The 21,838-nt window shown below is 73.0% G+C and carries 23 protein-coding genes; 22 read left to right on the forward strand and 1 reads right to left on the reverse strand.

Annotated elements, in window-relative coordinates; genetic code table 11:
* The 10 genes from O9K63_RS01340 to O9K63_RS01385 all read left to right on the forward strand — a co-directional run bounded on the left by O9K63_RS01340 (nt 1) and on the right by O9K63_RS01385 (nt 11,028).
* Nucleotides 1–459 carry a DUF309 domain-containing protein gene (locus tag O9K63_RS01340; RefSeq protein WP_277240000.1) on the forward strand — a complete coding sequence of 153 codons (459 nt, stop codon included), beginning with the start codon at nt 1–3 and terminating at the stop codon, nt 457–459.
* 38 nt (nt 460–497) lie between these two features.
* Nucleotides 498–1,943 (forward strand): signal recognition particle-docking protein FtsY, encoded by a 1,446-nt coding sequence (ftsY, locus tag O9K63_RS01345; protein ID WP_277240001.1) that lies wholly within the window; start codon nt 498–500, stop codon nt 1,941–1,943.
* Nucleotides 1,944–2,149: 206 nt separating this feature from the next.
* A complete protein-coding gene (locus O9K63_RS01350; protein WP_277240002.1) occupies nt 2,150–3,493 on the forward strand; it encodes an ammonium transporter in 1,344 nt (447 codons plus the stop codon).
* Nucleotides 3,490–3,828: a P-II family nitrogen regulator gene (locus O9K63_RS01355; RefSeq protein WP_277240003.1), complete on the forward strand. Its 339-nt coding sequence runs from the start codon at nt 3,490–3,492 to the stop codon at nt 3,826–3,828. Before O9K63_RS01350 ends, O9K63_RS01355 begins: the two co-directional genes overlap by 4 nt.
* A 28-nt stretch (nt 3,829–3,856) precedes the next feature.
* Nucleotides 3,857–6,199, forward strand: coding sequence for a [protein-PII] uridylyltransferase (locus O9K63_RS01360; RefSeq protein WP_277240004.1), 2,343 nt, complete (start codon nt 3,857–3,859; stop codon nt 6,197–6,199).
* 39 nt (nt 6,200–6,238) lie between these two features.
* Complete coding sequence (gene ffh / locus O9K63_RS01365) at nt 6,239–7,864, forward strand: signal recognition particle protein (RefSeq protein WP_277240005.1); 1,626 nt, start codon at nt 6,239–6,241, stop codon at nt 7,862–7,864.
* Entirely contained in the window at nt 7,864–8,667 is an 804-nt protein-coding gene (locus O9K63_RS01370; RefSeq protein ID WP_277240006.1) for an alpha/beta fold hydrolase, read from the forward strand. Before ffh ends, O9K63_RS01370 begins: the two co-directional genes overlap by 1 nt.
* A gap of 64 nt (nt 8,668–8,731) precedes the next feature.
* Nucleotides 8,732–9,379, forward strand: coding sequence for an SDR family oxidoreductase (locus O9K63_RS01375; RefSeq protein WP_277240007.1), 648 nt, complete (start codon nt 8,732–8,734; stop codon nt 9,377–9,379).
* Nucleotides 9,380–9,410: 31 nt separating this feature from the next.
* The gene (locus tag O9K63_RS01380; RefSeq protein ID WP_277240008.1) at nt 9,411–10,499 is read left to right on the forward strand and encodes an amidohydrolase family protein; all 1,089 of its coding nucleotides are present in this window, start codon (nt 9,411–9,413) and stop codon (nt 10,497–10,499) included.
* A gap of 70 nt (nt 10,500–10,569) precedes the next feature.
* Entirely contained in the window at nt 10,570–11,028 is a 459-nt protein-coding gene (locus O9K63_RS01385) for an RrF2 family transcriptional regulator (protein WP_277240009.1), read from the forward strand.
* A gap of 55 nt (nt 11,029–11,083) precedes the next feature.
* On the opposite strand, the gene O9K63_RS01390 is transcribed toward O9K63_RS01385, so the two are convergent.
* Nucleotides 11,084–12,445, reverse strand: a complete 1,362-nt coding sequence (locus tag O9K63_RS01390; RefSeq protein WP_277240010.1) for a PhoX family protein — start codon at nt 12,443–12,445, stop codon at nt 11,084–11,086.
* 289 nt (nt 12,446–12,734) lie between these two features.
* Here O9K63_RS01390 and rpsP point away from each other — a divergent pair, with 289 nt between their 5' ends.
* The 12 genes from rpsP (at nt 12,735) to dprA (ending at nt 21,831) form a co-directional block, all read left to right on the forward strand.
* The gene (gene rpsP / locus O9K63_RS01395; RefSeq protein WP_277240011.1) at nt 12,735–13,223 is read left to right on the forward strand and encodes a 30S ribosomal protein S16; all 489 of its coding nucleotides are present in this window, start codon (nt 12,735–12,737) and stop codon (nt 13,221–13,223) included.
* 1 nt (nt 13,224) lies between these two features.
* Nucleotides 13,225–13,467 carry an RNA-binding protein gene (locus tag O9K63_RS01400; protein WP_277240012.1) on the forward strand — a complete coding sequence of 81 codons (243 nt, stop codon included), beginning with the start codon at nt 13,225–13,227 and terminating at the stop codon, nt 13,465–13,467.
* Nucleotides 13,468–13,561: 94 nt separating this feature from the next.
* Nucleotides 13,562–14,110: a ribosome maturation factor RimM gene (gene rimM / locus O9K63_RS01405; RefSeq protein WP_277240013.1), complete on the forward strand. Its 549-nt coding sequence runs from the start codon at nt 13,562–13,564 to the stop codon at nt 14,108–14,110.
* A gap of 3 nt (nt 14,111–14,113) precedes the next feature.
* A complete protein-coding gene (trmD, locus tag O9K63_RS01410) occupies nt 14,114–15,313 on the forward strand; it encodes a tRNA (guanosine(37)-N1)-methyltransferase TrmD (RefSeq protein ID WP_277240014.1) in 1,200 nt (399 codons plus the stop codon).
* 222 nt (nt 15,314–15,535) lie between these two features.
* The gene (gene rplS, locus O9K63_RS01415; RefSeq protein WP_277240015.1) at nt 15,536–15,892 is read left to right on the forward strand and encodes a 50S ribosomal protein L19; all 357 of its coding nucleotides are present in this window, start codon (nt 15,536–15,538) and stop codon (nt 15,890–15,892) included.
* Nucleotides 15,893–15,931: 39 nt separating this feature from the next.
* Nucleotides 15,932–16,738 carry a signal peptidase I gene (gene lepB / locus O9K63_RS01420; RefSeq protein WP_277240016.1) on the forward strand — a complete coding sequence of 269 codons (807 nt, stop codon included), beginning with the start codon at nt 15,932–15,934 and terminating at the stop codon, nt 16,736–16,738.
* Nucleotides 16,722–17,543 (forward strand): signal peptidase I, encoded by an 822-nt coding sequence (gene lepB, locus O9K63_RS01425; RefSeq protein ID WP_277240017.1) that lies wholly within the window; start codon nt 16,722–16,724, stop codon nt 17,541–17,543. Before lepB (O9K63_RS01420) ends, lepB (O9K63_RS01425) begins: the two co-directional genes overlap by 17 nt.
* Nucleotides 17,540–18,307, forward strand: a complete 768-nt coding sequence (locus O9K63_RS01430) for a ribonuclease HII (protein WP_277240018.1) — start codon at nt 17,540–17,542, stop codon at nt 18,305–18,307. The genes lepB (O9K63_RS01425) and O9K63_RS01430 overlap by 4 nt, the downstream gene beginning before the upstream one ends.
* Nucleotides 18,304–18,633: a DUF2469 domain-containing protein gene (locus tag O9K63_RS01435; RefSeq protein WP_277240019.1), complete on the forward strand. Its 330-nt coding sequence runs from the start codon at nt 18,304–18,306 to the stop codon at nt 18,631–18,633. Before O9K63_RS01430 ends, O9K63_RS01435 begins: the two co-directional genes overlap by 4 nt.
* A 104-nt stretch (nt 18,634–18,737) precedes the next feature.
* Complete coding sequence (locus O9K63_RS01440; RefSeq protein WP_277240020.1) at nt 18,738–19,109, forward strand: YraN family protein; 372 nt, start codon at nt 18,738–18,740, stop codon at nt 19,107–19,109.
* Complete coding sequence (locus O9K63_RS01445; protein WP_277240021.1) at nt 19,106–20,644, forward strand: YifB family Mg chelatase-like AAA ATPase; 1,539 nt, start codon at nt 19,106–19,108, stop codon at nt 20,642–20,644. Before O9K63_RS01440 ends, O9K63_RS01445 begins: the two co-directional genes overlap by 4 nt.
* Nucleotides 20,641–21,831 (forward strand): DNA-processing protein DprA, encoded by a 1,191-nt coding sequence (gene dprA / locus O9K63_RS01450; RefSeq protein ID WP_277240022.1) that lies wholly within the window; start codon nt 20,641–20,643, stop codon nt 21,829–21,831. The genes O9K63_RS01445 and dprA overlap by 4 nt, the downstream gene beginning before the upstream one ends.
* Nucleotides 21,832–21,838 lie beyond the last annotated feature (7 nt).

The following is a 21,838-nucleotide window of genomic DNA, read 5'->3' on the forward strand; positions in this document are numbered from 1 at the left end:
GTGCCCTCCCGCGACCGCAATGCCGCCGGCCGGGCGGAGAACGCCCGGCCGCGCGACGGGCTCGGCCGTCCGCTGCCGCACGGCAGCACCGGGGTCGAGCGCGTCGAGGAGGGTGAGCGCACCCCGCGCGAGGCGCTGGCCCGGGCCCAGGACTACCTCGACCAGGAGATGCCCTTCCACGCCCACGAGGTCCTCGAGGAGCAGTGGAAGACCCTGCCCCGGGAGGCGCCCGAGCGCGCCCTGTGGCAGGGCCTGGCCCAGCTCGCCGTCGGGCTGACCCACCAGCGCCGGGGCAACCTGCGCGGAGCGCGCACGGTGACCGCTCGCGGGGGCGAGGCGATCGCCCCCTTCGCCGCCGACCCGCCCCACGGCATCGACGTGAGCGGTCTCGTGGCCTGGGCGACGGCGCTCGTGGACGACCCCGCGGCCGACGCACCGGTGCCACACCTGATGGCCTGACCGAGGCACTCGCAGACCCTGCGAAGATGGTGCCCGTGATGGGTATCGACACGCTGACCGAGTACATCCTCGTGGCCCTCGGGCTGCTGCTCCTCCTCGGGGGGATGGCCGTCGGGCTGCTGCGCGGCCGGGGCGGGAAGTCCAAGGAGCTCCCCCCGGAGCACCGCCCGCCGGAGCGGCCGAAGGGCACCACCGACCACCGCAGCGGCACGATCGTCCTCGACCGGCCGAGCGACCACGCCAAGCCGCAGGCGCCACCCGAGGAGGCGAAGGGGGACCAGCCCCCGGCTCCCGAGGCGCCCGCCGAGAAGCCGGCCGAGCCGACGACCCCCACGCAGGAACCGGTTGACGAGGAGCCTGCAGCGGCCCCGACCGAGGCCCCGGTGGAGGAGCCGGCCGCCCGGGAGACCACCGACGAGGACTTCACCCCCGTCCGGCCCGACGCCGACGAGCGCGCCCGCACCGCCGCCACCGCCCCGCCCGCGGAGCCGACGAGCGAGCCGGAGGTCCTGCCCGAGGCCGCACCCGAGGCTGTACCCGAGCCGGAGCTGGACACCCCGGCCCCGACACGGGACCGGATGCGCTCGCTGCGCTCCCGCCTGGCGCGCTCCAACGGCGCGATCGGCAAGGGTCTGCTCGCGCTCCTCTCCCAGGGCTCGTTGTCCGAGGAGGACTGGGAGGACGTCGAGGACACCCTCCTGGCAGCCGACCTGGGCATGGAGCCGACCACCGAGCTCGTCGACTCCCTGCGCGAGCGCGTGTCCGTGGACGGCACCACCGACCCCGAGGTCGCCAAGGACTGGCTCTACCACGACCTGCTGCGCCTGGTGGATCCGAGCATGGACCGTGGTCTCGCGGCCAGCCGCGTCGACGGCCGACCGGCGTGCATCCTCGTCGTCGGTGTCAACGGCACCGGCAAGACGACGACCGTGGGCAAGCTCGCCCGCGTCCTCGTCGCCAACGACCGCGACGTCGTGCTCGGCGCGGCCGACACCTTCCGTGCCGCCGCGGCGGACCAGCTCGAGACCTGGGGCGCGCGCGTCGGTGTGCCGACCATCCGCAGCGACCGCGACGGGGCCGACCCGGCGTCCGTGGCCTTCGACGCGGTCCGGGCGGGCCACGAGATGGAGTCCGACGTGGTGATCATCGACACCGCGGGTCGCCTGCACAACAAGGTCGGGCTCATGGACGAGCTGGCCAAGGTCAAGCGCGTCATCGAGAAGCAGAACCCGATCGACGAGGTGCTCCTCGTCCTCGACGCGACGACCGGTCAGAACGGCCTGGCCCAGGCGAAGGTCTTCGCCGAGGCGGTCAACATCACCGGCGTCGTGCTGACCAAGCTCGACGGCACCGCGAAGGGCGGCATCGTCGTCGCGGTCCAGCGCACCCTCGGCGTGCCGGTCAAGCTGGTCGGGCTCGGAGAGGGCCGGGACGACCTGGCGCCCTTCGTCCCGGAGGCCTTCGTCGACGCGATCGTCGGCTGACGCGACCGCCGTGAGCGAGGTGTGGTGACGCCCCGACGAAGGGGAGATGCGGCGGCCCTTGGCCCTCGTTCCTCGGGCCTTGAGTCGGGCCACCACACCTCCCTTCGCCGCGGCTGACTCCCGAAGTTCACACAGCGGGCGCCCACGAAACATCGCCGTAACGCCGGCGAACCGGGAGCGCAACCACACCGTCGGATGCTGCCGGTATGGAAACGACACTCGACACCGGCCTCACCGCCTGGATGCTCGTCAGCGCATCGCTCGTGCTGCTGATGACGCCGGGCCTCGCCCTGTTCTACGGCGGCATGGTCCGCCGGACGTCCGTGCTGAACATGATGATGATGTCGTACGGCGCCATGGCCGTCGTGGGCGTCGTCTACGTCCTGTGGGGGTGGTCGATGTCCTACGGCAGCGCCTCCGTCGCCGGGCTGTTCGCCAACCCCTTCACCCACTTCGGTCTCGACGGAACGATCACCGACGCCACGGGCGAGTTCGTCCTCGACGGCGGCCTGCCGGTCGTGGTGGACGTGGGCTTCCAGGCGACCTTCGCGATCATCACCGTGGCGCTGATCAGCGGTGCCATCGCCGACCGCGCGCGCTTCGGTACCTGGCTCGTCTTCGCCGCGGCGTGGGTGACGCTGGCCTACTTCCCGATGGCCCACATGGTGTGGGGCGGCGGGCTGCTCAGCGGTGAGGGCCCCTTCGCCTCCATCGCCGAGCCGATCGACTTCGCCGGCGGCACCGTCGTGCACATCAACGCCGGTGCCGCGGCGCTGGTCCTGGCGATCGTCGTGGGACGGCGACAGGGGTTCGGCACCGTCGCGATGCGCCCGCACAACCTCCCGCTCGTCATGCTCGGGGCGGCCCTGCTGTGGTTCGGGTGGTTCGGCTTCAACGCGGGGTCCGCGTACGGCGCGGACGGTGTCGCCGGTCTGGCCTGGGTCAACACCACGACCGCCACGTGCGCGGCGATCCTCGGGTGGTTGCTCGTCGAGCGCGTCCGGGACGGGCACGCGACCTCGCTCGGCGCGGCCTCGGGCGTCGTCGCCGGTCTGGTCGCGATCACCCCGGCCGCCGGGTCTGTCTCCCCGGTCGGTTCGATCGCCCTCGGCGCCGTGGCCGGAGGCCTCTGCGCGGTGGCCGTCGGCCTGAAGTTCCGACTCGGTCTCGATGACAGCCTCGACGTCGTCGGCGTCCACCTCGTCGCCGGCCTCTGGGGCACCGTCGCCATCGGACTCCTCGGCACGGAGACCGGCCTCTTCTACGGCGGCGGCCTCTCCCAGCTCGCCGTCCAGATCATCATCGCCCTCGTCGCGGTGGCCATCTCCGTCGTCGTCACCACCATCATCGCCCTGGCCCTGAAGTACACGATGGGGTGGAGGGTCAGCGAGGACGAGGAGTCCAGTGGCATCGACTCCTCGGCGCACGCAGAGTCCGGCTACGACTTCGGGGGGCTGGGTGCTCCGCGCTCGACCGCGTTCCAGGGGCCCTTCAGCCCGATTCCCACCCCGGCCGCCCCGGCCGAGAGCACCTCGGAGGTCCGCTCATGAAGCTCATCACGGCAATCCTCAAGCCGCACCGCATCGATGACGTGAAGGAGGCACTGGAGACCTTCGGGATCACGGGCATGACCGTCAGCGAGGCGAGCGGATTCGGTCGCCAGCGCGGTCACAGCGAGGTCTACCGCGGCGCCGAGTACGTCGTCGACTTCGTGCCGAAGATCCGCGTGGAGGTGCTCGTCGAGGACGTCGACGCCGGCCCCGTCGTCGACGCGATCGTCACCGCGGCCCACACCGGACGCATCGGCGACGGCAAGGTGTGGGTGAGCCCCGTCGACGAGGTCGTCCGCGTGCGCACGGGGCAGAGGGGGGAGGAGGCACTATGAGCCTCCGTCGCCGATGAGGAGCGACGGCGTGGGGATCAGGGCCGCGCGACTCGATCTGGCCGGTACCCGGGACTTCGCCACCCCGGGTGCCGGCCCGGCACGTCGGGCCGCGATCGCCGGCGTGACCCGTGACTGGCTCACCGGTTTGTACGCCGATGCGGTGGGGGAGCGTGAGGGAGTGGCGCTGGCCGCCGTCGGCTCCCTGGCCCGGGGGTGGTCGGGTCCGCTGAGCGACCTCGACCTCATCCTCCTCCACGACGGCCGCAGCATCCCCGCCGCCGAGCTGGGTGCGGCCGCGGAGCGGCTCTGGTACCCCGTGTGGGACTCGGGGCTCTCCTTGGACCACTCGGTGCGCTCGGTCGCCCAGTGCCGGTCGGTGGCCGGAGCGGACCTGTCGGCCGCCACCGGCCTGCTCGACCTGTCCCCGGTCGCCGGCGACCCCGGTCTGGTGGAGGCGGTCCGCGCCGGCGTCGGACGCGACTGGCGCGCCGGGGCGCGCACGCGGCTGCCGGCCTTCGCCGAGGCCGTGCGCGAGCGGCACCGCCGGCACGGTGAGCTGGCCCAGCAGGTGCAACCCGACCTGAAGGAGGCGGTCGGGGGACTGCGGGACGTCACGGTCCTGGGGGCGCTGACCCGCGCCTGGCTGGCCGACCAGCCGCACGGTCGCGTCGAGCCCGCCTTGGCGCAGCTGCTGGACGTGCGGGACGCGCTGCACGTCGTCACCGGTCGTGGTCGGGACCGGTTGGTCGCCGAGGAGCACGACGCCGTCACCGCCCTCCTCGGCCTCACCGACCCCGACGACATGCTCGTCCGCGTCGCCACGGCCGCGCGGACCATCGCCTGGGCACTGGAGGCGACGATGCGCCGGGCGGAGCAGAGCCAGCGGGCCCGCACCCTGCGCGTGGGGCCACGGCGGCCCCGGCTGGCCCCGCTCGGTCACGGCCTGCACGCCCACGACGGCGAGGTGGTCCTCGGGGACCCCCGGCGCGCCCGGACCGAGGCGACCCTCCCCCTTCGCGCCGCAGCCGTCGCCGCCCGCCACCGGCTCGCCCTGGCCCCGGCGACGGTCGCCAACCTCTCGCGGGCGCCGCGCCTGCCGACCCCGTGGCCGGCCGACGTGCTCGCACTCCTCACCGACCTGCTCTCGACCGGGAGCGGTCTGACCCCGGTGTGGGAGGCGCTGGACCAGGTGGGGATCGTCGAGCTGTGGCTGCCCGAGTGGGCCGGGGTGCGCTGCCGGCCCCAGCACAACCCCGTGCACCGGCACACGGTCGATCGGCACCTGCTGCAGACGGTCGAGCAGGCCTGCGCGCTCTCCCGGGACGTCGCCCGGCCCGACCTGTTGCTGCTGGCCGCGCTGCTGCACGACATCGGCAAGGTCGCCGGGTCCCGTGACCACTCCGGGACCGGTGCCGGGCTGGCCGACATGGTCCTGCGCAGGTGGGGCCTGCCCCCTGCCGAGCGTGAGCTGGTCGTGCTCCTCGTGCGCGAGCACCTCACGCTCGTGCAGCTCGCCACCCGCCGCGACCTGGCCGACCCGGCGACGGCGGGCGCGGTCTGCGACCTCGTCGGCGGTGAGATCGAGACCTTCGAGCTGTTGCGCGCGCTGACCATCGCGGATGCCCGCGCAGCAGGGCCCGCCGCGTGGACCGACTGGCGGGCCACCCTCGTGGACACCCTCACCGGGCAGGTCCGCGCCCGGCTGACCGGCCGGGTCCCCAGCGCCGCGCTGCCGGTGGTGGCCGACCCCGTCGCCGACGACGAGGGGCGCCGTGCCGTGAGCGAGGGGCGGACGCACGTGCGGGTGGAGGACGCTGGCTGCGGCTGGGCCGTGACCGTCCAGGCCCGGGACCGCCGAGGCCTGTTCGCCGACACCGCCGGGCTGCTCGCCGCGCAGGGACTCCGGGTGCGCCGCGCCAAGCTGGTCACCCTCGACGACCACGCGGTGGACGAATGGGTCGTGGAGTCACCCGGCCCGGACGCCCCGGACGCAGGACGCATCGCCGCGGGGCTGCACCGTCTCGCGGCGGGGGACCGGTCCGTGCTGGCCGGGCTGAAGCGTGCCCGGCGGCCCGGCACGGGGGAGAGCGGGGCGCCGGGCCCGTCGACGCCGGGGGCGCGGGCCTTCGTCGTGCCGGGCACGCAGGCAGCGACGCTGATCGAGGTGCGGGCGGGGGACCGCCCCGGGCTCCTCCATGACATCGGGTGCGCGCTGGGCTCGACCGACGTCGTCGTGCGCTCGGCGCACATCGCCACCGTCGCGGACCAGACCCTGGACACGTTCTGCCTGACGGACCCGGAGGGGGCGCCCCTGCCTCCTGCCGCCGTCGCGCGAGCGATCTCGGCGATCCTCGGTGCCTGCGACGGGTAGGGGACGAAGGGGGTCGCGCGGGAAGATAGCCTAGGTCGGGTGTTCACCAGCCTGTCCGACCGCCTGACCGCGACGTTCAAGAACCTTCGCGGCAAGGGGCGGCTGTCCGAGTCCGATGTCAACAAGACCGTCCGGGACATCCGGATGGCCCTGATCGACGCCGATGTGGCGCTGCCCGTGGTCAAGGACTTCACCCGCGCGGTGCGCGAGCGGGCCACCGGGGCCGAGGTCAGCGGGGCGCTCAACCCGGCGCAGCAGGTCATCAAGATCGTCAACGAGGAGCTCGTGACGATCCTCGGTGGCAACACCCGCTCGATCGAGTTCGCCAAGCGACCGCCGACGGTGATCATGCTCGCCGGCCTGCAGGGCTCCGGCAAGACGACCTTCGCCGGCAAGCTCGGTGCCTGGCTCAAGGAGCAGGGCCACACGCCCATCCTCGTCGCGGCCGACCTGCAGCGCCCCAATGCCGTCACCCAGCTCGAGGTGACCGGTGAGCGGGCCGGGGTCCCCGTCTTCGCGCCCGAGCGCGGCAACCTGGGCGGGCACGACGCTGTCCTCGACTCCGGGGAGGGCACCCGGTCCTTCGGTGACCCGGTCGCCGTCGGCCGCGCCGGGGTCGCGCACGCCGAGGCGCAGCACCACGACGTGGTCATCGTCGACACCGCCGGGCGGCTGGCGGTCGACGAGGCGCTGATGCAGCAGGCGGCCGACATCCGCGAGGCGGTCCGCCCCGACGAGGTCCTCTTCGTCATCGACGCGATGATCGGCCAGGCGGCGGTCGAGACGGCCCAGGCCTTCGCCGAGGGCGTCGACTTCACCGGTGTCGTCCTGTCGAAGCTCGACGGCGACGCCCGCGGTGGTGCCGCGCTGTCCGTCGCCGGGACCACCGGCCGACCGATCATGTTCGCCTCCGTGGGGGAGCAGACCCGCGACATCGAGGTCTTCCACCCCGACCGGATGGCCAGCCGCATCCTCGACATGGGTGACGTCCTCACCCTCATCGAGCAGGCCGAGCGTGCCTTCGAGCGCGGCCAGGCCGAGGAGATGCAGCGCAAGTTCCTCGCCGAGGAGGACTTCACCTTCGACGACTTCCTCCAGCAGATGTCGGCCATCAAGAAGATGGGCTCGCTGAAGTCGATGCTCAAGATGATGCCGGGCATGGGCCAGATGTCCGCGCAGCTGGACAACCTCGACGAGCGGGAGTTCGACCGCATCGAGGCGATGGTGCGCTCGATGACGCAGTTCGAGCGCACCCACCCCAAGCAGATCAACGGGTCGCGCCGCTCGCGCATCGCCAAGGGCTCCGGCGTCAGCGTCTCGGAGGTCAACCAGCTTCTCGAACGCTTCGGCCAGGCGCAGAAGATGATGAAGCAGATGGCCCGTGGCGGCGGCATCCCGGGGATGCCCGGTGCTCCCGGGGGCGGTGGCGGTGCCGCCAACCGCAAGAAGGGCAAGCAGCAGCAGCGCAAGAAGGGCAAGTCGGGCAACCCGGCCAAGCGTGCCCAGCAGGAGCGGGAGGCGGCCGAGAAGGCAGCCGGGCGCACCAGCGCTCCCGGCTCGGCCTTCGGTGGTGCGGCCGCGGGGGAGGGCTCCGACCAGCCCGGGCCCGCCGACCTCGACCCGAGCCAGCTGCCCAAGGGCTTCGAGAAGTTCCTGGGTCGGTAGTGGGCGAGCCGGCGCTGCACACGGTCAGCTCGGGGGAGTCGGGGCCCCGGGTCGCCTTCTGCCACGGACTGCTGGGCCAGGGGCGCAACTGGAACCAGATCGCCAAGGGTCTCGCCGACATCAGTCGACCCACCCTGGTCGACATGCCCGACCACGGGCACTCCCCGTGGTCGGAGCGCATCGACTACTTCGACGCGGCCGCGGTGCTCGCCGACACCCTGCGGGCCATCGATCCCGAGGAGCCCTGGACGGTCGTCGGGCACTCGATGGGCGGCAAGACCGCCATGGTGCTGGCGCTGACCGAGCCGGAGCTCGTCGAGCGGCTCGCGGTCGTGGACATCTCGCCGGCGCCCACCGCCTCGTTCACCCAGTTCGAGACCTTCCTCGCCGGGATGCGCGGGGTGGACCTCGACGCGGTGAGCAGCCGCGCGGACGCCGACGAGGCGATGCGGGAGGCGGCCCCCGACCCGGCGATCCGCGGATTCCTCCTGCAGAACCTCCGGCGTGACGGCGACGGGTGGCGCTGGCTGCCCAACCTGGCGCTGCTCGAGCGCGACATCGCCGCCATCGGCGGGTGGCCGGAGGAGCGCATCGCCGAGCTTCCCCCCTTCGACGGGCCGGTGCTGTGGCTCTCCGGCGCGAACTCCCCGTACGTCTCGCAGGAGAACGACGCCGAGATGCGGCGGCTCTTCCCCCGGGTGCGCCAGGTGACGGTCAAGGAGGCCGGCCACTGGGTCCACTCCGAGCAGCCGGAGGTGACCACGGCGGCCCTGCGCGCGCTGATCACCGGCGAGCGCGGCTGAGCAGACGTGTGATGGGGTGGAGGGGGTGCCCGTCCTTGGGCACTCCCGAGCAGAAGGAGACGTCATGTCGCGCATCGCCATCATCGGTGGCCACGGAAAGGTCGCCCTCGAGCTCACGCCCCTCCTCTCCGAGGAGGACCACACGGTGACCTCCGTGATCCGCAACCGTGACCACGTCCGTGACGTCGAGGCCGCCGGCGGCACCCCGGTGCTCGCCGACGTCGCGGAGCTCGACGCGGACGGCATCGCCGAGGTCGTGGCCGACCACGACGTCGTCGTCTGGTCCGCCGGCGCCGGCGGCGGCAACCCGGACCGCACCTACGCGGTCGACCGTGACGCCGCGATCCGCTCGATGGACGCCGCCGCCCGGGCGGGCGTGCGGCGCTACGTCATGGTCAGCTACTGCGGGGCCGGTCCCGACCACGGGGTCGAGCCGGACAACCCCTTCTTCCCCTACGCCGAGGCCAAGGCGGCAGCCGACGAGTACCTGCGCACCACCGACCTCGACTGGACCATCCTGGGCCCGAGCGCGCTCACCGACGGCCCGGCCACCGGCACCATCGACGTGGCCTCGCGGGCGGAGGGCAGCGGTGAGGTCTCCCGGGGGAACGTCGCCCGGGTCATCGCCGAGACGCTCGAGTCCAACGGCACCGTCCGGCGCACCATCGAGTTCCACGACGGGTCCACGCCAATCACCGACGCGCTGCGCTGACCCAGCACGCCTCGGAGGATAGCCTCGGGCCATGACCGATGTGCTGCACGTCACGGGAGAGGTGCTCGTCTCCGAGCACGAGAGCGTCCCCGAGCTGTGGGTCGTCGACGGGAGGATCTCCTTCACGCCGCCCACGAGCGGCGACGTGGAGACCGTCCGGGGATTCGTCCTGCCGGGCTTCGTCGACGCCCACTGCCACGTCGGGCTCGATGCCCACGGCGCGGTGGACGACGCGACCAGCGAGCAGCAGGCGCTCACGGACCGGGATGCCGGGACGCTGCTGATCCGCGATGCCGGGTCACCCGCGGACACCCGGTGGGTCGACGAGCGCGACGACCTGCCCAAGATCATCCGCGCCGGCCGGCACATCGCGCGCACGCGCCGCTACATCCGCAACTTCGCGCACGAGATCGAGCCGGAGCAGCTCGTCTCCCGGGTGCGCGCCGAGGCGCGTGCCGGGGACGGCTGGGTCAAGCTCGTCGGCGACTGGATCGACCGTGCAGCCGGTGACCTCACCCCGTGCTGGCCGCGAGAAGTGCTCACCGAGGCGATCGCCGCCGCCCACGAGGAGGGTGCGCGGGTGACCGCGCACTGCTTCGGCGAGGAGTCGCTCGCCGACTTCGCCGCCGCGGGGACGGACTGCATCGAGCACGCCACCGGGCTGGTGCCGGAGACCATCGACGCCTTCGCCCGGCAGGGCATCGCCATCGTCCCCACCCTGGTCAACATCGAGACCTTCCCGCAGATCGCGGCCCCAGCGGCCGAGAAGTTCCCCGACTACCACCGCCACATGCTCCAGCTGCACGAGCGGCGCTTCGAGACCATCGCCGCGGCCCGGGACGCGGGCATCGACGTCTACGTGGGGACCGACGCCGGCGGTTCGCTGCCCCACGGCCTGGTCGCACAGGAGATGGAGCTGCTCACCCGCGCCGGCTTCTCGCAGACCGAGGCCCTTGCCGCCGGGACCTGGCGCTCGCGCGAGTGGCTGGGCCGACCCGCGATCGCCGAGGGCGAGGACGCCGACCTCGTCGTCGTGGCCGAGGACCCCCGCGAGGACGTGCGCACCTGCGGCACGCCCGAGCACGTGATCCTGCGCGGCCGGCGGGTCGCCGGGCGCTGACCATTTCCGTCCCGGCCCGGGCCCCGGCCGTGGCCGTCGACGACGCCGCGGCTGCGGGGATACTGGGGGCATGCACATCTCCGCCCGGGCCGACTACGCAGTGCGTGCGATGCTCACGCTCGCCGACGCAGGCGACGGGGCGCCGGTCTCCGTCCAGCGGCTGGCCGAGGAGCAGGACCTGCCCCGCAAGTTCCTCGAGGCCATCCTCGGGGACCTGCGTCGGGCCTCGCTGGTGACCAGTCGCATGGGTGCCATGGGCGGTTACGTGCTCGCCCGGCCCGCCGCGGACATCTGCGTCGGTGAGGTCATCCGCGCGGTCGACGGTCCGCTGGCGGAGGTGCGCGGCGAGCGGCCGCAGGCCACGAGCTACGAGGGGGCCGCGGCGAACCTGCGCACCCTGTGGGTGGCCGTGCGCGCCAGCGTGCGCTCGGTCCTCGACGAGACGACCCTGGCCGACGTGGTCTCCGGGGACCTGCCGCAGAGCGTCCGGCAGGCGCTCGAGCTGCCGGGGGCGTGGGAGAACCGCTGACCGATGACGAAAGGGGCGGGAGCGACGGCTCCCACCCCCTTCGTCCTCTCGTGGCTCAGAGGGCGCCCTTGCGCCACGGACCCGTGATCGCGAACGTGATGCCCGGGCTCTGCGCGTTGGCGAAGAGCCAGTTGCCGTTCTTCGGCTCGAAGGTCGACCCGCACCACTCCGACCCGGTGTAGGTGCCGGCGGCGACGGTGCTGCCGGCGATGCCGCTCTCGGGCAGCACGACGGTGTTCTGGGCGAAGGGGAAGATCTCGCCCGTGGCGGTCAGGCCGTGGAGGAACTCGCTGCCGCTGCCGTCCTCGCACAGCACGATGCCGCCGCGCGGGGAGACGCAGATGTTGTCGGGGTTGTTCAGCGTCGCGGCGTCGGGCGAGGCGATGAGCACGGTCATCGTCTCCGTCCGCGGGTCGTACTCGAAGACCTGGCCCTGACCGGCCGGGCCGCCGCTCGTGGACACGATGTACGCGCGGTCGTTGCCCCACCACGCGCCCTCGAGGCGGGCGAACTGGGCACCCCCCTTCGCGATGCCCTGCTGCACGACGCTCGTCTCGCCCGCTCCGGGGTCGGGCTGGTCGATCGTCACCCACGTCAGGTTGCGGTAGGTCGTGCCGGTACCGGCACCGTAGGTCTGGTGGGACGTGCTGCCGATGGCGAGCATCTGCAGCTCGCCACCGTCGGCGAGGCGCCCCGGCGTCCTGGGGACGTAGCGGTAGAGGCCCGACGGGGTCGCGTCCTCGGTGAGGTAGGTGATGCCGGTCGAGGGGTCGGTGCACGTGGCCTCGTGGACGAAGCGACCCATCTGTCGGATCGGCTCGGCGTTGCTCTTGCCCGTGGGCGGCACCTCGAAGACGTAACCGTGGCGGGTGCCGTCGGCAGAGATGTGCGTCGTCTCCTCGCAGGAGAGCCAGGTGCCCCACGGGGTCGGCCCGCCGGCGCAGTTGCGCACGGTGCCCGAGAGGGAGGCGTAGGACTCGAGGAACTGTCCCGCGTCCGGGTCGAAGACGACCGTCGTCGTGCCGCCGGCGCCCTCGCGGGCGTCGTAGGCCGTGCTGTCGTAAGCGGGGCCCGTGCCGTTCTCGTGGTTGCGCACCAGGCGGACGAGGTCGCCGTCGCGGAAGGCGGCCATGCCGTCGTGCATGGCGGGGGTGCGCAGGCCGTCGGACATCATCGAGCCGGTCCAGCCGTAGGTGAGGTACTCGAAGCCCTTCGGGAGCGAGATGAGCTCGAGCCCGGTGGTCTGGTCCTTCACCGGGTGGAGCGGGCCGTAGTCGGGGCCGAAGGGGCGGCGGCTCATCGGGGCGGCCCCGGCGGTGCGGGCGCCGAGTGCTCCCAGCGGGCCGAGTGCGGCGAGGGAGGCGGCGCCCTGGATGAGGGTACGGCGCTGGACGAAGGGGGACTGCTCGGTGGTCATGCGGCTCTCTCCTGCGATGTCGGTGACGGCCGCGCCGGTCGGCGTGCCCGTGGGACACGGCAATCCAAGGCCGGGCGTGAGAACACGGCGTGACGCACGGGCGAACTCCGGGTATGGGGAGGGTGGCCGTTGACCGGCTGCTTTTGGCCGGGCGCCACCGGTCGTGGAAGAATCCGGGCTGTACCCGTCCGCGCTGTCCGCGCGCCGGATGCCTACACCCCGAGCAGCGGTACCCCGTGCGACAGGCGCACGGTCTGGCCGTGCTCATGACATGAAGGAGACCACGCCAGTGGCCGTCAAGATTCGTCTCAAGCGCATGGGCAAGATCCGCGCCCCGTTCTACCGCGTCGTCGTCATGGACGCCCGTGCCAAGCGGGACGGCCGGGCGATCGAGGAGATCGGCCTGTACCACCCCACCGAGGAGCCCTCGGTCATCGACATCAACAGCGAGCGTGCGCAGTACTGGCTCTCCGAGGGCGCCCAGCCCACCGAGGCCGTCGCCGCACTGCTCAAGGTCACCGGTGACTGGCAGAAGTTCAAGGGCGAGCCCGGCGCCGAGGGCACCCTGAGGTCCAAGGAGCCGCGGACCTCGAAGAAGGAGCTCTACGAGGCCGCCCTCGCCTCCTCCGACAAGGAGGCCAGCGAGCACGAGGCGATCACGTCCAAGAAGAAGGCCGACAGGGAGGCAGCCAAGGCGCAGGCCGCCTCCGAGCCGACCGCCAAGGACGACGCCCCGAGCGCCCCCGCCGAGTCCCCCGCCGAGACCCCCGAGGCCTGAGATGCTCGACGAGGCGCTCGAGCACCTGGTCATCGGCATCGTCGACCACAAGGACGACGTCGTCGTGCGGAGCAAGAACCTGCGTCGCGGGCAGATCCTCGAGGTGCGCGTGCACCCCGACGACCTCGGCCGCGTCATCGGTCGCTCCGGCCGCACCGCCTCGGCGCTGCGCACCGTCCTCGGTGCGCTCTCCGGTGGTGAGAACGTCCGGATCGACATCGTCGACACCGACCGCGAGCGCTGAGCCGCCCGCGGGAGACGAGGGGCCGCCATCCATCACGGATGGCGGCCCCTCGTCGTGTCACACGTGGTCTGCCGGGGCACGTATCTTGGCCCGCATGGATGCTTCCGAGGGTCACGTCGTCGCCCGCATCGGCAAACCCCACGCCCTGCGCGGTGAGGTGACGGTCCAGCTGCACACGGACGACCCCGAGTCCCGTTTCGTGCCCGGGGTCGTCTTCGACACCCGCGCGGAGGCCGGATCGGGCGTCCCGCGCCAGCTGACCCTGGCGACGAGCCGGGTCCACCGGGGCATCTGGCTGCTGGGCTTCGAGGGGATCCCCGACCGCACCGGCGCGGAGTCGCTGCGCGGCACCCGCCTGCTCCTGGCCGACCCGGAGGCGATGGACGAGGCGGACGACGAGGGCTGGTACGAGGAGGACCTCGTCGGCCTGACGGCGCGCACCCCCGCCGGGGAGGTCATCGGCGAGGTGACCGCGCTCGAGATCGGTGGCGCGCAGGACCGCCTCGTGCTGCGCCGACCCGATGGCGAGGAGGCGCTCGTCCCCTTCGTCGAGGCGATCGTCACCGAGGTGGACCCGTCGGTCGGCCGGCTCGTCGTCGACCCGCCACCCGGCCTGCTCGACCTCGACGCGAAGGGGGAGTGAGCCGTGCGCATCGACGCCATCTCGATCTTCCCGGACTACCTGGCGCCCCTGGACCTCTCGCTCATCGGGAAGGCGCGTCGCGAGCAGATCCTCGACGTGCGGGTGCACGACCTGCGCGACTTCACCCACGACCGCCACCGGACGGTGGACGACACGCCGTACGGGGGCGGGGCGGGGATGGTGATGAAGCCCCAGCCGTGGAGCGAGGCCCTCACCCACGTCCTGGACTCCGCCGACGAGGCGACGGGCCCGGCCCCCCTTCTCATCGTGCCCGGCCCCGGTGGCGAGCGCTTCACCCAGGCGATGGCGCACGAGCTCGCCGCGGCCCCCTGGCTGGCCTTCGCGTGCGGCCGCTACGAGGGGATCGACGAGCGCACCTACGAGTGGGCCGCCGAACGCATGGAGGTCCGGGTCGTCTCCCTGGGTGACTACGTGCTCAACGGCGGCGAGGTCGCGGTGCTCGCGATGGTCGAGGCGATCGGACGCCTCCTGCCGGGGGTCGTCGGCAACGCGGAGTCGCTCGTCGAGGAGTCGCACGAAGGGGGGCTGCTCGAGTACCCGATCTACACCAAGCCCGCGGTGTGGGACGGCGGCGACGGCGTCGAGCGCACCGTGCCGGCCGTGCTGCTCGGCGGCAACCATGCCGCCATCTCCCGGTGGCGCCATGAGCAGCGCCTCGCGCGCACGGCAGCCCGACGCCCCGACCTGCTGCACACGGCGGCGACGACGGCGGACCTCGCCGACCTGGAGCACGCCGTCGCCTCACCTGCGGACGCCCCCGAGCTGGCCGTGCTGCAGAAGGCCTGCTGGATCGAGCTGGTCGCCCAGCCGCAGCACTGGTGGGGCGCGCCGGCCGAGGACGCGGGCACGGTCGCCGAGAACCTCGGGCAGTGGACGACGCACCTCTTCCGCTCCGAGGGCCGCCTGGTCATGTCCGTGCGCGTGCGACGCGACCCGCACCAGCCGACGACCTGGCAGATCGGTCGGATCATGGTCGCGCCGGACCTGCAGCGGCAGGGACTCGGACGCGCGCTGCTCGCCCATGCCGAGGCGCTGGCTCCCGCCGACATCACGACGTTCTGGCTCAACACCGGCGCCGACCAGCCGCGCCTGCTGAAGATCTGCAAGAAGGCCGGGTACCGCGTCGTCGGCCCCGGGGTCGGGCCGGGCACCGTCGACCTCGTCCGTCGTGCCGACCGCTGACGCCGACCGGTGATCACCGGGAGCCCGGCCGCTCGATTTCTGGTCACGCCCGTCCTCTGGCAGAATTGGCCATCGCGCTCATGACACCGCCCCTGCCACAGGGGGAGTGACGGGCCCGTAGCGACCCTCGGGTGGCCACGACCTGCACGCGGCGGTGAGCGCGACCTCCACTCCACTGACGAGGGCGGACGACCTGTGGCGTCCGCAGGAAGCGACAACGCCATGCAGCGTTTCGACGAGATCGACAAGGCCTCCATGCGGGACGACGTCCCCGAGTTCCGCGCCGGTGACACCGTCAAGGTGCACGTGAAGGTCATCGAGGGCAGCCGCTCCCGTATCCAGGTCTTCCAGGGCGTCGTGATCCGTCGCCACGGCGGCGGCGTCGGCGAGACCTTCACCGTCCGCAAGTCCTCCTTCGGCGTCGGCGTGGAGCGCACCTTCCCGGTGCACGCGCCGGTCATCGAGAAGATCGAGGTCGCCACCCGTGGTGACGTCCGTCGCGCGAAGCTCTACTACCTGCGTGACCGCAAGGGCAAGGCCGCTCGCATCCGCGAGAAGCGCGAGACCCCCTCGAACTGACGCATCCGCCCCTGCCGGCGGGACGTAGGCTGACGCCCGATGTCGACCGACCCCGCCCAGGACGCGAACGCATCGACCCCCGCCGGTGACCCGGCGGGGGTCGACGCGCGTCCGGCCCGACGTCTGCTGCTCGAGCTCGGTGTGGGCGTCCTGCTCCTCCTCCTGCTGCGGGCCTTCGTCATCCAGTCCTTCCACGTCCCGAGCGGCTCGATGGAGCCGACGATCCGGCCGGGGGACCGGGTCGTGGTGACGAAGATCGGTGCGGGGACCGTCGAGCGCGGCGACGTGATCGTCTTCGACGGCACGACGACGTTCGCGTCCGAGGGCGACACCGCGCCGACGGTCGACGGTCGCCTCGGTCGGGCGCTCGCGGCCACGGCCTCGACCTTCTCGATCGACCTGGGGGAGCGGGACTACCTCAAGCGGGTGGCCGGGGTCGGCGGCGACACCATCTCGTGCACGCCAGACGAGGGGCTGGTCGTGGACGGCGCGCCGGTCACCGAGCCGTGGCTCCCGCCCGAGGAGGCGCCGTGCGAGCACCCCTTCACCGTGGCCGTGCCGCCCGAGAAGCTCTTCGTCCTGGGCGACAACCGCTCGGAGTCGGCGGACTCGCGCAGCCACCTGGGCGACCCGGGGGGCGGGATGGTCCCGCTCGACGACGTCATCGGGCACGTCGCGTGGCGGTACTGGCCCCTCGACCGCCTCGGTGGGCTCGGGGAGCGGGCCGACCGACACGACGACATGGGCTCCGGTGCACACGTGCGCCGCACGAGCAGCGATACTGGACGGGACCGTACCCGGGACCCGGGGGCACTAGAGGAAGAGACCAGTGGCACACGACCCTGACTCGGCACGCGCGGAGGCCGAAGACGCACGACGGGAGCGGGCCCGTGCCGAACGCACGCACCGCGATCGCGGCTTCGGCGCCAGACTCGGGTCCGCGGTGAAGGAGGTCTTCGTCGTCCTCGCGATGGCGCTGGTGCTCTCCTTCATCGTCAAGACCTTCCTCATCCAGGCCTTCTTCATCCCGAGCGAGTCGATGGAGGACACCCTGCTCGTCGGCGACCGCGTCGTCGTCTCGAAGCTCTCCCCGACGCTCGTGGACATCGACCGCGGCGACGTCATCGTCTTCGACGACCCCGGTGACTGGCTCGACCCGGCACCCGCGGCCGATCGCGGCGCGGCGCTGAACGCCCTGCGTGACGGCCTGATGTTCGTCGGTCTGCTGCCCGACACCTCCGAGGGGCACCTGATCAAGCGCGTCATCGGTCTGCCGGGCGACACGGTGCAGTGCTGCGACGCCGAGGGCCGCCTGCTCGTCAACGGCACGGCGATCGACGAGCGGGCCTACCTCAAGCCCGGTCAGGGTGAGGACACCCAGGAGTTCAACATCACCGTCCCCGAGGGGCGACTGTGGGTCATGGGTGACAACCGTGGCGACTCCTCCGACTCCCGCTTCCACGACCCGGGCGGGACCGGCGCCGAGGGGGCCGTGCCCATCGACCTCGTCGTCGGCAAGGCCGTCCTCAAGGTGTGGCCCCTAGACCGGGTGGGCCGGCTCTCCGACCACGACGACGTCTTCGCCGACGTGCCGGACCCGGGCAACCGGGCCTTCGGCCTGGCCGTCCGCGAGACCCCCGCGACACGATGACCCGCCCCGGTACCCCACGGTCCTCCCGCCCCAGCCTGCGCGTCGAGCGCGAGCTGCAGCGGGCCGGGCACCGGGTGCTCGCCGGCATGGACGAGGTCGGCCGGGGGGCGCTCGCCGGCCCGGTGAGCGTCGGGGTCGTCGTCATCGACGAGACGTGCCCGAGTGCGCCCACCGGTGTGAAGGACTCCAAGCTGCTGACGCCCGCCGCCCGCGAGGCGATGGTCCCGCGGCTGACCCGCTGGGCCCGCGGCCACGCCGTCGGTCACGCGATGCCCGCCGAGATCGACGAGGTCGGGATCATCGGGGCCCTTCGCCTGGCGGGGACGCGCGCGCTGGCCGCCCTGGACGTCGTACCGGACCTCGTGCTCCTGGACGGCAACCACGACTGGCTCACCGACCCCGAGCAGGTCGGTCTTCTCGCCGAGCTGGCGGGGACCTCCACCCCACCGGTGCGCACGCTGATCAAGGGCGACATGCGGTGCAGCTCGGTGGCTGCCGCGAGCGTGCTGGCCAAGGTGGAGCGCGACGGCATGATGGCCGAGCTCGACCACGAGTACCCGCACTACGGCTGGGCCGACAACAAGGGCTACTCGGCGAGCGTGCACATGGATGCCCTGGCCGCCCACGGTCCCTGTGACCACCACCGCCGCTCCTGGTCCCTGCCCGGGGTGAGCTCCAATGTGCCGGTGGTCGTCGTGGATGATGGTGGGGACGTCGTCGCCCGACCCCTCGACGACATGGTGAGCGAAGGGAGGCCGCAGTGAGCTCGGAGGACCTGGAGAGGTACGAGACCGAGATGGAGCTGGCGCTCTACCGGGAGTACCGGGACGTGGTCCACCTCTTCAGCCACGTCGTCGAGACCGAGCGGCGCTTCTACCTCGCCAACAGCGTCGACGTGAAGGTCCGTGGCGAGGGCGCCGAGGTCTACTTCGAGGTGACGATGGAGGACGCGTGGGTGTGGGACATCTACCGTCCCGCGCGCTTCGCCCGCCAGGTGCGGGTGGTCACCTTCAAGGACGTCAACGTCGAGGAGCTGGCCAAGCACGAGCTCGAGGTCCCCGAGACCGGCTTCCGTCCCGGCGGTCGCTAGACCGTCCACAAGCTCCTGACGGGTGGCGACCGGATCCACAGCGCCCCCCGGTGACCTCGCGGTCACGCCCCGACCGCCGTTGACTGGCGGCGGAGGTGGTCGAGATGACCGAGCAAGCATCCGCACGATCCGCTCTCGGGGTGGCCGGCGAGGACATGGCGCAGCAGTACCTCACCGACCGGGGGATGGTCCTGCTGGACCGCAACTGGCGCTGCCGAGAGGGCGAGATCGACCTCGTCCTGCGCGACGGCGGCACGGTGGTCGTGTGCGAGGTGAAGACCCGCCGCACGACGACCTTCGGCGAGCCGATCCAGGCGATCACCCGGGCGAAGCTGGCCCGGCTGCGTCGCCTCGCCGGCTGCTGGCTCGCCGACCACCCGGTGCCCGCGCGCGGCGTGCGCCTGGACGTCGTCGCCCTGCTGCAGCACCCCGACGGCAGCTTCTCGGTCGACCACCGTCCCGGGGTGGGGCAGTGAGCATCGGGGTCACCCGCGGGGTGGCCCTGCGCGGGATCACCGGCCGGGTCGTGGACGTCGAGTGCCACAGCGGGCAGGGGTTGCCCTCCTTCGAGATCGGTGGGTTGCCGGACACCGCGCTGCGCCAGGCACCCCAACGGGTCCGTGCGGCGGCCATCGCCGCCGGGTACTCCCTGAACCAGCGGCAGCTGACGATCAACCTCTCACCGGCGTCGATCCCGAAGCACGGGACGTCCTTCGACCTGGGGATCGCCGTGGCCGCCCTGACCGCCTGCGAGGTCCTGCCGGCGGCGACGGTGCGACCCATCGTCCACCTGGCGGAGCTCGGGCTCGACGGTCGCCTCCGCCACGTCGCCGGCATCCTCCCGGCCGTGCTCGCCGCCCAGGCAGCCGGCTGCACGCACGTCGTCGTCGCCCCGAGCGACGTCGCGGAGGCGGGCCTCGTCGAGGGAGTCACCGTCTCGACCGCGACCACGCTCAGGGACCTCGTCGACGGCTACCGGTCCTTGGCGAAGGGGGAGCCCCCGCCCCCGGCCCCGGCCCCGACCGCGCAGGTGGCGGCGCCCCACGGCCGCAGCCTCGACCTCGCCGACGTCTCGGGGCAGCACGAGGCCAGGTCCGCACTGACCCTCGCCGCCGCCGGCGGGCACCACCTGCTGCTCAACGGGCCCCCGGGGTCGGGCAAGACCATGCTGGCCGAGCGGTTGGTGACGATCCTGCCGTCCCTGACCCGCGAGCAGGCCCTGGAGAGCCTTGCGGTGCGCTCCGTGCTCGGCGCGGTCCCCGCCACGGGGATCGACCTCGTGCCGCCCTTCGTCGCACCGCACCACTCGGCCAGCGTGCCCTCGCTCGTCGGCGGCGGGACCGCAGCGGTGCTGCCCGGCGCGATCTCCCAGGCCCACCACGGCGTCCTCTTCCTGGACGAGGCGGCGGAGTTCGCCGGGTCCTCCCTGCAGGCCCTGCGCCAACCGCTGGAGTCGGGGGAGGTCGTCATCGCCCGGGCCCGCGAGCGGGTCTCCTACCCGGCCCGGGTGCAGCTCGTCCTCGCCACGAACCCCTGCCCCTGCGGCGAGGGCCACGGCAAGGGGCTGAGCTGCCGGTGCCGACCGACGGAGCGGCGGGCCTATGCCGCACGCCTGAGCGGGCCGCTGATGGACCGGATGGACATCCAGGTGCAGGTGCCCAAGGTCAGCCTCGCCGACCTCAGCGAGGACCCCCCGGACTCCAGCGCCGCGGTCGGGGCGAGGGTGCTGGAGGCGCGCCACGCGCAGGCGCGGCGATGGCCCGCCGAGCGCTGGCAGCTCAACAGCCAGGTGCCCGGCCCCGTGCTGCGACGGGCCCCGTGGCGTCTGCCGTCGGCGACGACCCGGGTGCTCGACCGGGCCCTCGAGCTCGGGCAGGTGACCCTGCGCGGCTACGACCGGGTCCTCCGGCTGGCGTGGTCGAGCGCCGACCTGCACGGCCGCACGACCCCGAGCGTCGACGACGTCGGTCTGGCGCTGATGTACCGCACCCAGGGCGCGGTGGCCGCATGAGCGCCGGTGGTCCGCGGGTCCCCACCCGGGCCGAGGTGGCCCGCGCCCACGCGGAGATCGGTTCCGACGAGCGCCGCGCCCGGATCGCGTGGTCACGCCTGCTGGAGCCGCAGCGTGAACGGGTCAGCGACAAGCCCTCCGCGCTGCACGAGCACATCGCGGCACTCGGTCACGTCGATGCCTGGCACCGGTTGGTCGACGACGACCTCCCGCGGTGCGAGAGCGCCCGCGCCCGGGTCCCTGACGTCGACGTCGACGGGGAGCTGGCCCGGGCCACGCGATCGGGTGCACGAGTGGTCATCCCCGGGGACGCCGACTGGCCCGCGGCCTTCGACCACCCGCTCATCGCGCCGCACCTGGTGCACGTGCGTGGGCAGGGGTGTCTCGGTGACCTCGCCGCGAGGGCGGTGGCCATCGTCGGGTCCCGGGCGAGCAGTGGCTACGGCGAGGCCATCGCGCGCGAGATGGGGGCCGGTGTCGCCCGGCACGGGTGGAGCGTCGTCTCCGGGGCGGCCTACGGCATCGATGCGGCGGCCCACCAGGGGGCGCTCGCGGTCGACGGCCCGGCGATCGCGGTGCTGCCCTGCGGTCCGGACCGCGTGTACCCGCGGGGGCACGAGCGACTCATCCACGCCGTCGCCGAGGCCGGCGTCGTCATCACCGAGCTCGCCACCGGCACGACGGCGCGACGACACCGATTCCTCGCACGCAACCGACTCATCGCCGCCCTGGGCGGTGCCTGCGTCGTCGTCGAGGCCGGCCTGCGATCGGGATCGCTGAACACCGCGGGCTGGGCCGACGCGCTGCACCGACCCGTCGGCGCCGTGCCCGGCCCCGTCACGCAGATGTCCTCGGCGGGCTGTCACGAGTGGATCCGTCGCGGCCAGGCCACTCTCGTCACCGACGCCGACGAGGTCCTGGGGCTCGCGGCCCCCGTCGGGCAGGCCCCGGCAGAGGCGGTCGAGCTCCTGGGCCCGAGCCGCGCCCCCGACGTCATGCCCAGCGACCAGCGCCGCGTCCACGACCTGCTGGACGTGCGACGGGGCAGGGACGTCGGTGCCCTGGCGACCGACCTGGTCGTGCCGGTCGAGGAGGTCATCGGCCAGCTGGCCATGATGCAGCTGGAGGGGTGGGCCCACCAGGCCGAGGACGGTCGGTGGCACCGTGGTGGCGGCCCGACACGGTGAGCATCCA

Source organism: Janibacter cremeus (assembly GCF_029395675.1).
Lineage (GTDB): Bacteria > Actinomycetota > Actinomycetes > Actinomycetales > Dermatophilaceae > Janibacter > Janibacter cremeus_A.

Excerpts from the sequence above, each read along its gene's own strand:
- ftsY (WP_277240001.1), top strand. The coding sequence starts at position 498 with ATGGGTATCGACACGCTGACCGAGTACATCCTCGTGGCCCTCGGGCTG.
- dprA (WP_277240022.1), top strand. The coding sequence starts at position 20,641 with ATGAGCGCCGGTGGTCCGCGGGTCCCCACCCGGGCCGAGGTGGCCCGC.
- lepB (WP_277240016.1), top strand. The coding sequence starts at position 15,932 with ATGTCGACCGACCCCGCCCAGGACGCGAACGCATCGACCCCCGCCGGT.
- O9K63_RS01400 (WP_277240012.1), top strand. The coding sequence starts at position 13,225 with ATGCTCGACGAGGCGCTCGAGCACCTGGTCATCGGCATCGTCGACCAC.
- O9K63_RS01430 (WP_277240018.1), top strand. The coding sequence starts at position 17,540 with ATGACCCGCCCCGGTACCCCACGGTCCTCCCGCCCCAGCCTGCGCGTC.
- rplS (WP_277240015.1), top strand. The coding sequence starts at position 15,536 with ATGCAGCGTTTCGACGAGATCGACAAGGCCTCCATGCGGGACGACGTC.
- O9K63_RS01350 (WP_277240002.1), top strand. The coding sequence starts at position 2,150 with ATGGAAACGACACTCGACACCGGCCTCACCGCCTGGATGCTCGTCAGC.
- O9K63_RS01355 (WP_277240003.1), top strand. The coding sequence starts at position 3,490 with ATGAAGCTCATCACGGCAATCCTCAAGCCGCACCGCATCGATGACGTG.
- O9K63_RS01440 (WP_277240020.1), top strand. The coding sequence starts at position 18,738 with ATGACCGAGCAAGCATCCGCACGATCCGCTCTCGGGGTGGCCGGCGAG.
- rimM (WP_277240013.1), top strand. The coding sequence starts at position 13,562 with ATGGATGCTTCCGAGGGTCACGTCGTCGCCCGCATCGGCAAACCCCAC.
- O9K63_RS01375 (WP_277240007.1), top strand. The coding sequence starts at position 8,732 with ATGTCGCGCATCGCCATCATCGGTGGCCACGGAAAGGTCGCCCTCGAG.
- O9K63_RS01385 (WP_277240009.1), top strand. The coding sequence starts at position 10,570 with ATGCACATCTCCGCCCGGGCCGACTACGCAGTGCGTGCGATGCTCACG.
- O9K63_RS01380 (WP_277240008.1), top strand. The coding sequence starts at position 9,411 with ATGACCGATGTGCTGCACGTCACGGGAGAGGTGCTCGTCTCCGAGCAC.
- O9K63_RS01390 (WP_277240010.1), bottom strand. The coding sequence starts at position 12,445 with ATGACCACCGAGCAGTCCCCCTTCGTCCAGCGCCGTACCCTCATCCAG.